Genomic DNA, 16,563 nt, shown 5'->3' on the forward strand with positions numbered 1-16,563 from the left:
TTTTACTCAGGCCTTGCGCCAGTTGAGGATCAGCAAGGTCAACACCCCCGCGACAATCCCCCAGAAGGCTGAACCGATGGAAAACAGCGTCAGCCCCGACGCCGTGACCATGAACGTGATCAGCGCCGCTTCCCGTTCCTTCACCTCGGTCATGGCGATGCTCAAGCCGTTGATGATCGAACCGAACAGCGCCAAAGCAGCAATCGACAGCACCAGTTCCTTGGGCAGCGCAGCAAACAGCGCCGCCAGCGTGGCGCCGAACACCCCGGCAATCCCGTAGAAAATCCCGCACCACACCGCAGCGGTGTAGCGTTTGTTGCGATCTTCATGGGCATGCGGCCCGGTGCAGATCGCCGCGCTGATGGCCGCGAGGTTGATGCCGTGGGAACCGAACGGTGCCAGCAGCAGGGACGCGATGCCGGTGGCGGTGATCAGTGGCGAGGCCGGGACGTTGTAGCCGTCGGCCCGCAGCACGGCGATACCGGGCATGTTCTGCGAGGTCATCGCGACCACAAACAGCGGAATGCCGATGCTGATGGTCGCGGCCAGGGAAAAGTGCGGCGTGGTCCAGACCGGCGTCGCCACTTCCAGATGAAAGCCGCTGAAGTCCAGCAAACCCATGAACCCCGACAGCGCGGTGCCGATCAGCAGCGCAGCGAGCACCGCATAGCGCGGCGACAGGCGTTTGACGATGAGATAAGTGAAGAACATCCCCAGCACCAGGCCGGTGCGGTGTTGGGCGGCGACGAAGATTTCGCTGCCGATCTTGAACAAGATCCCCGCCAGCAGCGCGGCGGCGAGGGAGGCCGGGATCTTTTTCACCAGCCGTTCGAAGCTGCCGGTCAGGCCGCAGATCGTCACCAGCACCGCGCAGGTGATGTAGGCGCCGATGGCCTCGCCGTAGGTAACGCCGCCGAGGCTGGTGATCAGCAACGCCGCGCCGGGTGTCGACCAGGCAATCGTGATCGGCGTGCGATAACGCAGGGACAGGCCGATCGAGCACACCGCCATGCCGATGGAGATCGCCCAGATCCACGACGAAATCTGCCCGCTGGTCAGGCCCGCCGCTTGCCCGGCCTGGAACATCAGCACCAGCGAGCTGGTATAGCCGGTCATCATCGCGATGAACCCCGCGACGATGGCGGAGGGCGATGTGTCCGCCAGCGGGCGCAGTCGGGTGTGGGTAATTTCGTTCATGACAGCGGCGTTTCCTTGTTCAAGCCACGGATTTCGGGTTTAAGCCTAAACTCAAACGTAACGGAGCGTTGCAATACAGCCAAAGCCACAAACAGCCGTACAGTCGTGTTGCCACCTTCCATTGTGTACAATCGCGCTGTTTTTTACGCGATACTTGCCAGCGACCCACTGTGCCGTATTACAGTCACGGTCAATTCGCCGCAGTTCTTCCCGACTCGAGTGCCCATGAACGAACAGTTGCAACCCCTCAAGAAACAACCGCGAGCAGGCAAAGCCGGCCGCAGCGGAACCCAGGACGATATTGTCTATGCGCATATCTTCGAGGCCATCCTCGAACAGCGCCTGGCGCCCGGCACAAAGTTGAGCGAAGAAGCGCTGGGGGAAATTTTCGGGGTCAGCCGCACCATCATTCGCCGCGCGCTCTCGCGTCTGGCCCATGAAGGCGTGGTGCTGTTGCGGCCGAACCGTGGCGCGGTCGTCGCCAGCCCGAGCGTCGAAGAGGCGCGTCAGGTGTTCCTCGCCCGACGTCTGGTGGAACGCGCGATCACCGAGCTGGCGGTGCAACACGCCACCGCCGAGCAGATCGCCGAACTGCGCCAGATGGTCAACGACGAGCGCGACAGCTTCTCCCGTGGCGATCGCGGTGCCGGCATCCGTCTCTCGGGCGAATTCCACCTGAAACTGGCCGAAGCGGCGAAGAACGCGCCGTTGATCAGCTTCCAGCGCAGCCTGGTTTCGCAGACGTCGCTGATCATCGCCCAATATGAAAGCGGCAACCGCTCGCACTGTTCGTACGACGAGCACACCCAGTTGATCGACGCCATCGAAGCGCGCAACGGCGAGCTGGCAGTGGACCTGATGATGCATCACATGGATCACATCGACAGCAAGCTCAACCTCGACGAGGAAAGCGCGTCAGACGATCTGCATGCGGTGTTCTCGCACCTGCTGCAGACCAAGAAGCCCGGGCGGCCGGCGGTCAAGCTCTGAGGCGAATCGACAGGCAATAAAAATCCCCCGGACTGCGAAGTACCGGGGGATTTTTTATGCCTTGGGAAAACTCAGCGTTGATGCACCAGCGCACCTGCTGCATAAGTCTGAGCCACAGTGCGGTCATCGCCCAGGGTCATCAGCACGAACAGCGTTTCGGCAATGTTGTTGGCCTGCTTCAAGCGGTAGCTCAGCAGCGGCGTAGCGTTGTAGTCCAGCACCAGGAAGTCGGCGTCGGAGCCCGGTTGCAGGTTGCCGATCTTGTCTTCCAGACGCAGTGCCCGCGCGCCGCCGAGGGTGGCGAGGTACAGCGACTTGAACGGGCTCAGGCGCGCACCTTGCAGCTGCATCACCTTGTAGGCTTCGTTCAGGGTTTGCAGCAGCGAGAAACTGGTGCCACCGCCGACGTCAGTCCCCAGGCCGACGTTCAGTTTGTGCTTCTCGGCCATCGGCAGATTGAACAGGCCGCTGCCGAGGAAGAAGTTCGAGGTCGGGCAGAACGCGACTGCCGAGCCGGTCTCCGCCAGGCGTGCGCATTCGTCGTCGCACAGGTGTACGCCGTGGGCGAACACCGAGCGCTCGCCGAGCAACTGATAGTGGTCGTAGACGTCCAGGTAGCCCTTGCGCTCCGGGAACAGCTCCTTGACCCACTCGACTTCCTTGAGGTTTTCGCTGATGTGGGTCTGCATGTACAGATCCGGGTATTCGCTGAGCAACTGGCCGGCGAGGGTCAGCTGTTCCGGGGTGCTGGTCGGAGCGAAACGCGGGGTGACCGCATAGTGCAGACGACCTTTGCCGTGCCAGCGTTCGATCAGCGCCTTGCTGTCGACGTAGCTCGATTCCGGGGTGTCGGTCAGGTAGTCCGGCGCGTTGCGGTCCATCATCACCTTGCCGGCGATCATCCGCAGGTCCAGCTTCTCGGCGGCTTCAAAGAACGAGTTCACCGATTGCGGATGCACGCTGCCGAACACCAGCGCGGTGGTGGTGCCGTTGCGCAGCAGTTCCTTGATGAAAATATCCGCCACTTCATCGGCGTGGGCCTTGTCGGCGAACTGGCTTTCGCACGGGAAGGTGTAGGTGTTCAGCCAGTCCAGCAGTTGCTCGCCGTAGGCACCGACCATGCCGGTCTGCGGCAGGTGGATGTGGGTGTCGATGAAGCCCGGGGTGATCAGCGCATCCTTGTGATGCGTGATCTCGATGTCCGCCGGCAGGGTCGGCAGCAGTTCGCTGGCGTGGCCGAGGGCGCTGATCTTGCCGTCATCGACCACCAGCAGGCCGTCCTCGAAATACTCGTAGGAGGCTTCGATGCCGACCTCGGCAGGGTCGGCGATGCTGTGCAGGATGGCGGCGCGGTAGGCTTTGCGAGTCAGAGGCATGAGGGTTCTCTAATCAGTTTGAGGCTTTGAGTGTGGCGGCCTGACTGCGGCGCGAAACCGGCAGCAGTTTGGCAATCGGTTCGGCACTGGCGGTGTGCTGGCCGAAATTGGCGTTATAGGTGGCGATGATTTCGCCGGCGATGGAGATGGCGATTTCCACAGGCAGCTTGCCTTTGACTTCGCCGATGCCCATCGGGCAGCGCATGCGTTGCACGACACTGGCGTCGAAACCACGATCACGCAAACGGTGTTCGAACTTGGCCCTTTTGGTTTTCGACCCGATCAGACCGAACCAGGTGAAGTCGTTGCGCTTGAGGATCGCGGCGGTAAGTTCCAGATCCAGCTGATGGTTGTGGGTCATGACGATGCAGTAGCTGCCGGCGGGCAGGTCGTCGATTTCATCCACAGGTTCCTCGGCGACAATCTTGCGCACGCCGTGGGGAATCTGCTCGGGGAATTCTTCTTCCCGCGAATCGATCCAGCGCACCCGGCAGGGCAGGCTGGCGAGCAAGGGTACCAGCGCGCGACCGACATGGCCGGCGCCGAACACGGCGATCTGCGCCTGCACCTGGCCCATCGGTTCGAACAACAGCACCGTGGCGCCGCCGCAGCACTGGCCGAGGCTGGCGCCGAGGCTGAAGCGCTCCAGATGGGTGTCCTGCTTGCCGCTGGCGAGCATCTCGCGGGCGATCTGCATGGCTTTGTATTCCAGATGCCCGCCACCGATGGTGTCGAACGTCTGGCGGGCGCTGACGACCATCTTCGAGCCGGCATTGCGCGGCGTCGAGCCGAGCTCTTCGATGATCGTCACCAGAACACAGGGTTCGCCCTGGTTCTGCAGGTCGGCGAGGGCGTCGATCCAGTTGTACATAGTTCACCCCTACAACATCGTTGTCTGTTCGGGCCTCTTCGCTGGCAAGCCAGCTCCCACAGGATTTGCGGTGAATCGCATATCGGGTAGTCACCACAAAACCCTGTGGGAGCGGGCTTGCCCGCGAAGGCCGCGCCTCGGTCCTTAAAGCGGAGCCAGTTCGGTTTCAGCTTCGACGGCTTTCACCGCCTTGAGCTGGCGCATCTGCTCGCAACCCCACAACACCCGCTCCGGGGTCGCCGGCGCGTCGATCTTCGGTTGATGCTTGTAGTCGCCGAGGCTGGCCACCGCATCCTTGATCGCACACCACGCGGCGATGCCGAGCATGAACGGCGGCTCACCCACAGCCTTGGAGTGGAACACCGTGTCTTCCGGGTTCTTGCGGTTTTCCACCAGTTTCACCCGCAGGTCCAGCGGCATGTCCGCCACGGCCGGGATCTTGTAGCTGGCCGGGCCGTTGGTCATCAGCTTGCCTTTGTTGTTCCAGACCAGCTCTTCCATGGTCAGCCAACCCATGCCCTGAACGAAACCCCCCTCGACCTGACCGATGTCGATGGCCGGGTTCAGCGAGGCGCCGACGTCGTGGAGGATGTCGGTACGCAGCATCTTGTACTCGCCGGTCAGGGTGTCGACGATCACTTCGCAGCACGCCGCGCCGAAGGCGAAGTAGTAAAACGGCCGGCCACGGGCCTGACTGCGGTCGTAGTAGATTTTCGGGGTCTTGTAGAACCCGGTGCTCGACAGCGACACCTGGTTGAAATACGCCAGCTGGATCAGCGCTTCGAAGGTCAGGATATGGTCACGAACGCGCACATGGCCGTTGTGGAATTCCACGTCCTCTTCGCTGACCTTGTAGTGCCGCGCGGCGAATTCGACCAGGCGTTGCTTGATGATTTCTGCTGCGTTCTGCGCGGCTTTACCGTTCAGGTCGGCACCGCTGGAGGCCGCGGTTGGCGAGGTGTTCGGCACTTTGTCGGTGTTGGTCGCGGTGATCTGCACACGGTCCATTTCCACCTGGAACACTTCGGCCACGACCTGCGCAACCTTGGTGTTCAGGCCCTGGCCCATTTCCGTGCCGCCGTGGTTCAAGTGGATGCTGCCGTCGGTGTAGACGTGCACCAAGGCACCTGCCTGGTTGAGGAAGCTGGCGGTGAAGGAAATGCCGAACTTCACCGGGGTCAGCGCCAGGCCTTTTTTCAGGATCGGGCTGTTGGCGTTGTAACGACGGATCGCTTCGCGGCGCTCGGCGTACTGGCTGCTTTCTTCCAGTTCGGCAGTCATCTCTTCGAGCATGTTGTGCTCGACGGTCTGGTAGTAATGGGTGACGTTGCGCTCGGTCTTGCCGTAGTAGTTGGCCTTGCGCACGGCCAGTGGATCGAGGTTGAGGTGACGGGCGATGGCGTCCATCACTTCTTCGATCGCGACCATCCCTTGCGGGCCGCCGAAACCACGGTACGCGGTGTTCGACGCGGTGTTGGTCTTGCAGCGGTGACCGTTGATGGTCGCATCGCCGAGGTAGTACGAGTTGTCCGAGTGGAACATCGCACGGTCAACGATCGAGGCTGACAGGTCAGGCGAGCAGCCGCAGTTGCCGGCCAGATCCATCGCGATGCCGTGCAGGCGCCCGGTGCTGTCGAAGCCGACGTCGTACTCGACGTAGAACGGGTGACGCTTGCCGGTCATCAGCATGTCTTCGACACGCGGCAGGCGCATCTTGGTCGGCTGGCCGGTGAGGTGCGCGATCACTGCGCACAGGCAGGCCGGGCTCGCGGCCTGGGTTTCCTTGCCGCCGAAACCACCGCCCATGCGACGCATGTCGACCACGATCTTGTTCATCGAAACGTCGAGGACTTCGGCCACCAGTTTCTGCACTTCGGTGGGGTTCTGGGTCGAGCAGTAGACGATCATGCCGCCGTCTTCGGTCGGCATCACCGAGGAGATCTGGGTCTCCAGATAGAAGTGTTCCTGGCCGCCGATGTGCAGCGTGCCCTGAATACGATGTTCAGCCGTGGCCAGGGCGTTGGCCGAATCGCCGCGCTGGTGGGTATGGCTGTCGAGCACGAAATGGCGTTTGCGCAGAGCTTCGACCACGTCCAGCACCGGCTCCAGATCTTCGTATTCGATGATCGCGGCCATGGCGGCCTTGCGTGCGGTTTCCAGGTCTTTCGCGGCCACGGCCAGTACCGGTTGACCGACGAACTGCACTTCATCGATGGCCAGCAGCGGATCGCCCGGCATCAGCGGGCCGATGTCTTTCAGGCCCGGCACGTCTTCGTGGGTGATGGCGATGCGCACGCCTTCGAAGGCGTAGCAGGGCTGGGTGTCGATGCTGATGATTTTCGCGTGGGCGCGATCCGACAGCCGCGCGTAAACGTGCAACTGGTTGGGGAATTCCAGGCGGTCATCGATGTACTGCGCTTCACCGGACACATGCTTGGCGGCGCTGTCGTGCTTGACGCTGCGGCCGACACCGGTGGTCAGGTCCTTGGCGAACAATTCAGCCAGTTCAGCTTGAGTTTTCTCTACGCCGTGATGGTTAGACATAAGCGGTCACCCGAGTCTCGATGTGCGGTGTTTGCAGTTCGATGAAGTATTTGCGCAGCAGATTCTGCGCGCTGAGCAGTCGGTATTCCTTGCTGGCGCGGAAGTCCGAGAGCGGGGTGAAATCCTCGCCCAGCGCGGTGCAGGCGCGTTCGACCACAGCGTTGTTGAACGGCTGACCGAGCAGCACGGCTTCGCAATGAGCGGCGCGTTTCGGGATTGCGGCCATGCCGCCGAAGGCGACGCGGGCGTCGGTGATCACGCCGTTTTCGACGCGCAGGTTGAACGCGGCGCAGACGGCAGAGATATCGTCGTCCAGACGCTTGGAGACTTTGTAGGCGCGGAAACGCTGCTCGGCCGTGGCGCGAGGGACGATGATTTTCTCGATGAACTCGCTTTCCTGGCGCGCGGTGACCCGGTAATCGATGAAGTAATCCTCAAGGGCCAGCGTGCGGCGGGTCTCGCCCTTGCACAGCACGATCTGCGCGCCGAGGGCGATCAGCAGGGGCGGCGAGTCACCGATCGGCGAGGCGTTGCCGATGTTGCCGCCCAGGGTGCCCTGGTTGCGGATCTGCAGCGAGGCGAAGCGGTGCAGCAGTTCGCCGAAGTCCGGGTACTCGGCGTTCAACGCTTCGTAGCAGTCGGAGAGGGCAGTCGCGGCGCCGATTTCAATGCGATCTTCGAAGTGCTCGATGCGCTTCATTTCGGCAACGTTGCCGACATAGATCATCACCGGCAGCGTGCGGTGGAACTGGGTGACTTCCAGCGCCAGATCGGTGCCACCGGCCAGCAGTCGGGCTTGTGGATAAGCGTCGTAGAGATCGGCCAGGTCGGCGACGGTCAGCGGCACCAGGCAGCGTTTGTCGCCGCTGTTGAGTTCGCCGATCGATGTCGGGGCAATGGCTTTGAGGCGGGAGATGGTTTCCGCCTCGCGAGCGTCGAACTGGTCCGGTTGCTTGCCGCAGCAGGATTGTTCGGCGGCGGCCAGGATCGGCCGGTAACCGGTGCAGCGGCAGAGGTTGCCGGCCAGCGCTTCGTGGGCCTTGGCATGATCCGGTGCATCGCTGTTCTTTTGCAGGGCGAACAGCGACATCACGAAACCGGGGGTGCAGAAACCGCACTGCGAACCGTGGCACTCGACCATGGCTTTCTGCACGCTGTGCAGTTCGCCCTTGTGCTTGAGGTCTTCGACACTGATCAACTGCTTGCCGTGCAGCGACGAAACGAACGTCAGGCACGAGTTGAGGCTGCGATAGCGAATATGCTCGCGGCCATCGTCATCCGTCTGCAACTCGCCGACCACCACCGTGCACGCGCCGCAGTCACCGCTGGCGCAGCCTTCTTTGGTGCCGGATTTACCCACGTGTTCGCGCAGGTAGTTGAGCACAGTCAGGTTCGGGTCCAGGGCGTGCTCGCTACGGAGTTCCTGGTTAAGTAAAAACTGGATCACGGAAGGCCTCGCAGACTCATTATTGTTGTTGAGCGACTTGAGCCGAATTTAGCAGGTCTGACTTTTCGGTCAATGGTTTTCTGACTTAAAGGTCAGGAAAAACCGTTTTGTCGCTCAACCACGTGTCTCTTCAGTATTGACCCTCATTGGATCAAGCGCTTTTTTGCGGGATTCGTGCCAAAAACCGCTGTGCGGGCACTCCGCCATGACCGCGCATTGCGCTACACTGCGCCGCTTGTGCAGATCGAAGAGTTTGAAGGACAACCATGACGTTCAAGGCGCCGGACAGCCTCGCCGAGCAAATCGCTCACCACCTCGCCGAACGGATCATTCGCGGCGAAATGAAGCCGGGAGAGCGTATCCAGGAACAGAAGGTCACGCTGGCGCTGAATGTCAGCCGCGGCTCGGTCCGCGAAGCCTTGCTGATCCTCGAGCGCCGTCACCTGATCGCGATCCTGCCGCGCCGCGGCGCCCACGTCACCGAACTGACGGCGCACAAGGTGCAGAGCCTGTGCACGTTGATGAGCGAGCTGTACATCCTGCTCGGCAATTCGGTGGCCAATGGCTGGCAAGTCCAGTCCGACATGGCGCCGTTCGTGCAGATCCAGCAGCGCCTGACCGCCAGCTACGAGCGCCAGGACATCCGTACTTTCGTCGACGACAGCTTCAACGTGATGCGCGCCGCGTACCCGTTCGCCAACAACCCGTACCTGCAGGAAACGGTCGAGAACCTGCAACCGGCCATGAGCCGCGCGTACTTCCTCGCGCTGGAGCAGCGCAAGGCCGAGATGAGCGAGTTCCTCGAACTGTTCGAACGCCTGCTCGCCGCCGTCCTCGCCCGTGACCTGCCGCAGATCCGCATCGTGCTGACGGCTTACGCCCAGCGCAGCTGCGATCTGGTGGTGTCCGCCCTGACGGTTGCCTGACCTTGCGGCTCAAGTGCATCAAGCTGGCGGGGTTCAAATCCTTCGTCGATCCGACCACGGTGAACTTCCCCAGCAACATGGCGGCAGTCGTCGGGCCGAACGGTTGCGGCAAGTCGAACATCATCGACGCCGTGCGCTGGGTGATGGGCGAAAGCTCGGCCAAGAACCTGCGTGGCGAGTCGATGACCGACGTCATCTTCAACGGTTCGACCAGCCGCAAACCGGTGAGCCAGGCGAGCATCGAGCTGGTGTTCGACAACTCCGACGGCACGCTGCTGGGCGAGTGGGCGGCGTACGCGGAGATTTCGATCCGCCGCAAAGTGACCCGCGACAGCCAGACCACTTACTACCTCAACGGCGCCAAATGCCGTCGTCGTGACATCACCGACATCTTCCTCGGCACTGGCCTCGGCCCGCGCAGCTACTCGATCATCGAGCAGGGGATGATCTCCAAGCTGATCGAGTCCAAGCCCGAAGACCTGCGCAACTTCATCGAAGAAGCCGCCGGTATCTCGAAGTACAAGGAGCGTCGGCGCGAGACTGAAAACCGCATCCGCCGCACCCACGAAAACCTTGCCCGTCTGACCGACCTGCGCGAAGAGCTCGAACGCCAGCTCGAACGCCTGCACCGTCAGGCCGAGGCCGCCAAGAAGTATCAGGAATACAAAGCCGAAGAACGCCAGCTCAAGGCGCAATTGTCGGCCCTGCGCTGGCAGGATCTGAACGATCAGGTCGGTCAGCGCGAGTCGATCATCGGCAACCAGGAAATCAGCTTCGAAGCGCTGGTCGCCGAGCAGCGCAACGCCGACGCCGCCATTGAGCGCCTGCGCGACGGTCACCATGATCTGTCCGAGCGCTTCAATCTGGTGCAGGGGCGCTTCTATTCGGTCGGCGGCGACATCGCCCGGGTCGAGCAGAGCATCCAGCACGGCCAGCAGCGCTTGCGCCAATTGCAGGACGATTTGAAAGAAGCCGAGCGCGCGCGCCTCGAAACCGAATCGCACCTGGGCCACGACCGCACCTTGCTGCTGACCCTTGGCGAAGAACTCGATCAACTGACCCCCGAGCAGGAAATCACCAACGCCGCCGCCGAAGAAGCCGCCGCGGCGCTGGAAGATTCCGAAACCGTCATGCACGGCTGGCAGGAGCAATGGGACGCCTTCAACCTGACTGCCGCCGAACCCCGCCGTCAGGCCGAAGTGCAGCAGTCGCGCATCCAACAGCTGGAAACCAGCATGGAGCGTCTGGCCGATCGGCAAAAGCGTCTGGGCGAAGAACGGGCGCTGCTGTCGGCCGATCCGGAAGACGCGGCGATCATGGAGCTCAGCGAACAGCTCGCCGAGTCCGAAGCGACCCTTGAAGATTTGCAGACCAGCGAAGAAGCCCAGGTCGAAAAGCTCGAGCAACTGCGCCAGGAATTGCAGCAAGCGTTGACTGCGCAACAACAGGCGCAGGGCGATTTGCAGCGTCTCAATGGCCGACTCGCATCCCTCGAAGCCTTGCAGCAGGCCGCGCTTGATCCGGGCACCGGCACTGCCGAATGGCTGAAAGAACACAACCTTGCCGAGCGCCCGCGTCTGGCCGAAGGCCTGAAGGTCGAGGCCGGTTGGGAGCTGGCGGTGGAAACCGTGCTCGGCGCCGACCTGCAAGCGGTGCTGGTGGATGATTTCGACGGTTTCGATCTGTCCGGTTTCGCCCAGGGCGATCTGCGTTTGCTCAGCCCCGGCAACGACGGCGTGCGCGTGGCCGGCAGCCTGCTGGACAAGGTCGAGGCTCAGGTTGATTTGTCGCCCTGGCTCGCTCAGGTCAAACCGGTCGACAGCCTTGAACAGGCGCTGACCTTGCGTGGCCAACTGGCTGCCGGGCAGAGTCTGATCAGTCGCGACGGTTACTGGGTCGGCCGGCATTTCCTGCGGGTACGCCGCGCCAGTGAAGCCGAAAGCGGCATGCTTGCGCGCGGCCAGGAAATCGAATCGCTGCATGCGGAACGCGAAGAGCGCGAAGCCACGGTCGAGGCCATGGAAACCCGTCTGCAAACCCTGCGTGCGCAACAGCGTCAGCAGGAAAACGGTCGCGAACATTTGCGTCGCCTGTTGCAGGACGAAGCCCGTCAGCAAGGCGAACTGAAAGCTCAGCTTTCCGCCGGTAAAGCCAAGGCCGAGCAGTTGAACCTGCGTCGCACCCGTCTCGACGAAGAACTGGTCGAGCTCGCCGAGCAGCGCGAGCTGGAACACGAAAACATCGGCGAAGCGCGGATCCAGTTGCAGGACGCCCTCGACGCCATGGCCCTCGATACCGAGCAGCGCGAATTGCTGCTGGCCCAGCGCGACAGCCTGCGCGAACGGTTGGATCGGGTGCGCCAGGAAGCCCGTCAGCACAAGGATCACGCCCATCAATTGGCCGTACGTCTGGGCTCGCTGCGTGCTCAGCATGATTCGACCCGCCAGGCCCTTGAGCGTCTGGAAATGCAGGCCGAGCGCCTGACTGAAAAACGTGAACAGCTCAGCCTGAATCTGGAGGAGGGCGAGGCGCCGCTGGAAGAGCTGCGCCTCAAACTCGAAGAGTTGCTCGACAAGCGCATGAGCGTCGACGACGAACTCAAGACCGCGCAGATCGCGCTGGAAGACGCCGACCGCGAATTGCGTGACGCGGAAAAACGCCGGACCCAGGCCGAGCAGCAATCGCAGTTGATCCGTGGCCAGCTCGAACAGCAACGCATGGAATGGCAAGCCCTGACCGTGCGCCGCAAGGCCCTGCAGGATCAGCTGCTGGAAGACGGCTACGATCTGCACGGCGTGCTCAACACCCTGACTGCCGAGGCCAGCGAGAAGGCCGCCGAAGAAGAACTTGAACGCATCGCCGCGCGCATTCAGCGCCTGGGCGCGATCAACCTCGCGGCGATCGATGAATACACGCAACAATCCGAGCGTAAACGTTATCTGGATGCCCAGGACGCCGATCTGGTCGAAGCGCTGGAGACGCTGGAAAATGTCATCCGCAAGATCGACAAGGAAACCCGTAACCGTTTCAAAGATACCTTTGATCAGATCAATGGCGGTTTACAGGCGCTTTTCCCGAAAGTTTTCGGTGGTGGACGCGCGTATTTGGAACTGACGGGCGAAGATCTACTCGATACAGGGGTGACGATCATGGCGCAACCGCCCGGGAAGAAGAACAGCACCATCCATTTGCTCTCCGGCGGCGAGAAAGCCCTGACGGCACTGGCACTGGTTTTTGCAATCTTCAAATTGAATCCGGCGCCGTTCTGCATGCTCGATGAAGTTGACGCGCCACTGGATGACGCTAACGTTGGACGCTACGCACGATTGGTCAAAGAGATGTCGCAGACCGTGCAGTTCATCTATATCACCCACAACAAGATCGCCATGGAAATGGCTGACCAGTTGATGGGGGTGACGATGCACGAGCCGGGTTGTTCGCGACTGGTAGCCGTGGATGTCGAGGAGGCGATGGCGATGGTGGATGCCTGAGCCGGCGCTGTCGGAAAAGGTATTTGTAGTCTGTAGGACATATTTACCGGCTTCGACTTGCTGGCCAATCGACATAATCGCGCAAGCCAATGAGACAGACGGTGTAAAGTTGTCTTTGGTCGTGCTAGTTTAATGTCAATTTTTCGTATACGTGGGCAAAACGCCTGTCAGAACATAGAGTTGGCGCCACGTTTTAAAGCGGTTTGCACAGTGTAAACCCCTTATTTTTCAGCATTTTTTATAGAGGCACGGGATTACATGGAAATCGGTCTGCGCGAGTGGCTGATCGTCATCGGCATCATTGTGATAGCCGGTATTCTTTTCGATGGCTGGCGCCGTATGCGCGGCGGCAAGGGAAAACTGAAATTCCGTCTTGACCGAAGTCTGTCCAACCTGCCGGACGAGGACACCAGCGCTGAGCTGTTGGGCCCGGCCCGCGTGCTGGATACCCATAAAGAGCCGCAACTGGACGAGCACGATCTGCCATCGGTGAGCATGCCGGCCCGCGAAGCACGCGAGCCTCGCGAATCCGGTTCCAAGCGCGGCAAGCGTGGCAGCAACGGTCCGGCCCAGGGCGACCTGAACCTCGATCTGGATCTGGACGGCGGCCCGAGCTTCAGCAGCCGCGACGATGATTTCGTCGAGCCTGTCGCCAAGTCGTCGCCGGCAGTGACCGATAAGGATCAGCCGCAAGCCGAAGAAGTGCTGGTGATCAGCGTGATCTGCCGCGATCCGGCCGGCTTCAAGGGCCCGGCACTGCTGCAGAACATTCTGGAAAGCGGTCTGCGTTTCGGCGAGATGGATATTTTCCACCGTCACGAAAGCATGGCTGGCAACGGTGAAGTGCTGTTCTCCATGGCCAACGCGGTCAAGCCGGGCATCTTCGATCTGGACGACATCGACCATTTCAGCACGCCGGCGGTGAGCTTCTTCCTCGGCCTGCCAGGCCCGCGCCATCCGAAGCAGGCCTTCGACGTGATGGTGGCGGCAGCCCGCAAGCTGTCCCAGGAACTGAACGGCGAGTTGAAAGATGACCAGCGCAGCGTCCTGACCGCGCAGACCATCGAGCACTACCGTCAGCGCATCGTTGAATTCGAACGTCGCGCCCTGACCCAGAAGCGTTGATTGAAAAGGTTGCCTCGCTATAAAGGGGCAATCGGCAAAATAGATTGAGCAGCCTCGGCTGCTCTTTTGCTTTATGAGAGAACACCCATGACTGCCGCCAAAGACCGCATTCTAGAGCTGCGCGCTGAACTCGATCAGCACAACTACCGTTACCACGTCCTCGATGAGCCGAGCATTCCGGATGCCGAGTACGACCGGTTGTTCCACGAGCTCAAGGCGCTGGAAGCGGCCAACCCGAAACTGATCACCAGCGACTCGCCGACCCAGCGCGTCGGCAGCGTGGCGCTGGCCGCGTTCACTCAGGTGCGTCACGAAGTGCCGATGCTCAGCCTCGGCAACGCCTTCGAAGAAACCGACATGCGCGAGTTCGACCGCCGGGTGACCGAAGGTCTGGATCTGCCGGCCGGTGATCTGTTCGGCGGTGGCGCGGCGGTGGAATACAGCTGCGAGCCGAAACTCGATGGCCTGGCGGTCAGTCTGTTGTATCAGGACGGCGTACTGGTGCGCGGCGCCACGCGCGGCGACGGCACCACCGGCGAAGACATCAGCGTCAACGTGCGCACGGTGCGCAACATCCCGCTGAAGCTGCACGGCACGGGCTGGCCGGCGACCCTGGAAGTGCGCGGCGAAGTGTTCATGTCCAAGGCCGGTTTCGAACGCCTCAACGCCTCGCAACTGGAAGTCGGCGGCAAGACCTTCGCCAACCCGCGCAACGCCGCCGCCGGCAGCTTGCGTCAGCTGGATTCGAAGATCACCGCCAACCGTCCGCTGGAATTCTGCTGCTACGGCATCGGCCAGGTCTCTCACGATATTTCCGACACCCACATCGGCAACCTCAAGCAACTGCAAGCCTGGGGCATGCCGATCAGCCACGAATTGAAACTGGCCAAGGGCATCGGCGAATGCCTGGATTACTACCGCGATATCGGTGAGCGCCGTAACTCGCTGGCCTATGAAATCGACGGTGTCGTATTCAAGGTCAACAGCATTGCCGATCAGCGTGAGCTGGGCTTCCGCGCCCGCGAACCGCGCTGGGCCATCGCCCACAAATTCCCGGCCATGGAAGAACTCACCGAGCTGCTTGATGTGGAATTCCAGGTCGGCCGCACCGGCGCCGTCACCCCTGTGGCGCGGTTGAAACCGGTCAAGGTCGCCGGCGTCACCGTGGCCAATGCCACGCTGCACAACATGGACGAAGTCGCCCGGCTGGGTCTGATGATCGGCGACACGGTGATCATTCGCCGCGCCGGTGACGTGATCCCGCAAGTGGTGCAAGTCGTCATGGAGCGTCGCCCTGAAGACGCGCGGCCGGTGCAGATTCCCGAGAGCTGCCCGGTTTGCGGCTCCCACGTCGAACGCACGCAACTGGTCAAGCGCAGCAAGGGCAAGGAAACCATCAGCGAAGGCGCGGTGTATCGCTGCGTCGGCCGACTGGCCTGTGGTGCGCAACTCAAGCAGGCGATCATTCACTTCGTTTCCCGTCGCGCGATGGACATCGAAGGCCTCGGTGACAAGAGCGTCGAGCAACTGGTGGACGAAGGTCTGGTCAATTCGCCGGCTGATCTTTATGCGCTGAAGTTCGAGGACATTGTCGACCTCGAAGGTTTTGCCGAAGTGTCGAGCAACAAGTTGCTGGCCGCCATCGAGGACAGCAAGAAGCCGGGTCTGGCGCGCTTCATCTATGCGCTGGGCATTCCGGATGTCGGCGAGGAGACAGCCAAGGTTCTGGCGCGTTCGCTCGGGTCGCTGGAGCGTGTTCAGCAAGCCTTGCCGCAAGTGCTGACGTACCTGCCGGACATCGGCCTGGAAGTGGCGCACGAGATTCACAGCTTCTTCGAAGATGCGCACAACCAGCAGGTGATCACCGAGCTGCTGGGCCACGGTTTGCAGATTCAGGATCAGGGCGAGCTGGGCGCCGAGTTTGCCGCCAGCACCACGCTGGGCGGCTTCCTCGACAAGCTGCACATTCCTTCGGTCGGGCCGGGCGGGGCGCAGAAGCTGGCGGACAAGTTCGAATCGCTGGAAGGGGTGATGAGCGCGGACTGGCTGGACATGCGCCAGGCATTGCCCGAGAAACAGGCCAACTCGGTTCGCGAGTTTTTCGCCTTGCCCGAGCATCGTCAACTGGCTGAAGACGCCGAGAAGCAACTGCGCGATTTCGGCATGCACTGGCAGAGCGAAAAGAAAGTCGTCGAAGGCCTGCCGCTGGCCGGCGAAACCTGGGTGCTGACCGGCAAGGTCGAGTTGATGAGCCGGGATGTCGCCAAGGAACACCTGGAAAGCCTCGGCGCCAAGGTCGCCGGTTCCGTGTCGGCCAAAACCCATTGCGTGGTCGCCGGACCGGGCGCGGGGTCGAAACTGACCAAGGCCAACGAACTGGGCGTGAAAGTGATGGATGAGGAGGCGTTTATCGCGTTCCTGAAAGGGCACGGTATCAGCGCCTGATGATCGTTCCCACGCTCCGCGTGGGAATGCTGCCCCGGACGCTCCGCGTCCGCTGTGACGCAGAGCGTCACGGTATGCGTTACCACGCGGAGCGTGGGAACGATCTGCGCTCAGGAATGATCTAGTCTTGGCAAGCCCAAGGGAGAGATCG

General features: G+C 61.7%; 10 protein-coding genes. 5 read left to right on the forward strand and 5 right to left on the reverse strand.

Annotated features, from left to right (window positions below; genetic code table 11):
• Positions 1–6: 6 nt before the first annotated feature.
• Positions 7–1,197: a benzoate/H(+) symporter BenE family transporter gene (locus M5G18_RS10605; protein ID WP_039770013.1), complete on the reverse strand. Its 1,191-nt coding sequence runs from the start codon at positions 1,195–1,197 to the stop codon at positions 7–9.
• Between the two features lie 225 nt (positions 1,198–1,422).
• Here M5G18_RS10605 and M5G18_RS10610 point away from each other — a divergent pair, with 225 nt between their 5' ends.
• The gene (locus M5G18_RS10610; RefSeq protein ID WP_007952027.1) at positions 1,423–2,187 is read left to right on the forward strand and encodes a GntR family transcriptional regulator; all 765 of its coding nucleotides are present in this window, start codon (positions 1,423–1,425) and stop codon (positions 2,185–2,187) included.
• A 71-nt stretch (positions 2,188–2,258) separates the two neighbouring features.
• Here M5G18_RS10610 and guaD read toward each other — a convergent pair whose 3' ends face one another.
• The 4 genes from guaD to xdhA form a co-directional block, all read right to left on the reverse strand.
• Complete coding sequence (gene guaD, locus M5G18_RS10615; protein WP_179692137.1) at positions 2,259–3,563, reverse strand: guanine deaminase; 1,305 nt, start codon at positions 3,561–3,563, stop codon at positions 2,259–2,261.
• Positions 3,564–3,576: 13 nt separating this feature from the next.
• Positions 3,577–4,434 (reverse strand): xanthine dehydrogenase accessory protein XdhC, encoded by an 858-nt coding sequence (gene xdhC, locus M5G18_RS10620; protein ID WP_007952025.1) that lies wholly within the window; start codon positions 4,432–4,434, stop codon positions 3,577–3,579.
• Positions 4,435–4,578: 144 nt separating this feature from the next.
• Positions 4,579–6,978, reverse strand: coding sequence for a xanthine dehydrogenase molybdopterin binding subunit (gene xdhB, locus M5G18_RS10625; RefSeq protein ID WP_273898382.1), 2,400 nt, complete (start codon positions 6,976–6,978; stop codon positions 4,579–4,581).
• Positions 6,971–8,425 carry a xanthine dehydrogenase small subunit gene (gene xdhA, locus M5G18_RS10630; protein ID WP_007952021.1) on the reverse strand — a complete coding sequence of 485 codons (1,455 nt, stop codon included), beginning with the start codon at positions 8,423–8,425 and terminating at the stop codon, positions 6,971–6,973. The genes xdhB and xdhA overlap by 8 nt, the downstream gene beginning before the upstream one ends.
• Positions 8,426–8,691: 266 nt before the next feature.
• Here xdhA and M5G18_RS10635 point away from each other — a divergent pair, with 266 nt between their 5' ends.
• The 4 genes from M5G18_RS10635 (at position 8,692) to ligA (ending at position 16,412) form a co-directional block, all read left to right on the forward strand.
• Positions 8,692–9,351 carry a GntR family transcriptional regulator gene (locus tag M5G18_RS10635; RefSeq protein WP_042558520.1) on the forward strand — a complete coding sequence of 220 codons (660 nt, stop codon included), beginning with the start codon at positions 8,692–8,694 and terminating at the stop codon, positions 9,349–9,351.
• A gap of 2 nt (positions 9,352–9,353) precedes the next feature.
• Complete coding sequence (smc, locus tag M5G18_RS10640) at positions 9,354–12,842, forward strand: chromosome segregation protein SMC (protein WP_273898383.1); 3,489 nt, start codon at positions 9,354–9,356, stop codon at positions 12,840–12,842.
• 258 nt (positions 12,843–13,100) lie between these two features.
• A complete protein-coding gene (zipA, locus tag M5G18_RS10645) occupies positions 13,101–13,967 on the forward strand; it encodes a cell division protein ZipA (protein ID WP_273898384.1) in 867 nt (288 codons plus the stop codon).
• A gap of 87 nt (positions 13,968–14,054) precedes the next feature.
• Positions 14,055–16,412: an NAD-dependent DNA ligase LigA gene (gene ligA / locus M5G18_RS10650; protein ID WP_273898385.1), complete on the forward strand. Its 2,358-nt coding sequence runs from the start codon at positions 14,055–14,057 to the stop codon at positions 16,410–16,412.
• The last annotated feature ends 151 nt before the right edge of the window (positions 16,413–16,563 follow it).

Source organism: Pseudomonas aphyarum, assembly GCF_028657055.1.
GTDB lineage: Bacteria > Pseudomonadota > Gammaproteobacteria > Pseudomonadales > Pseudomonadaceae > Aquipseudomonas > Aquipseudomonas aphyarum.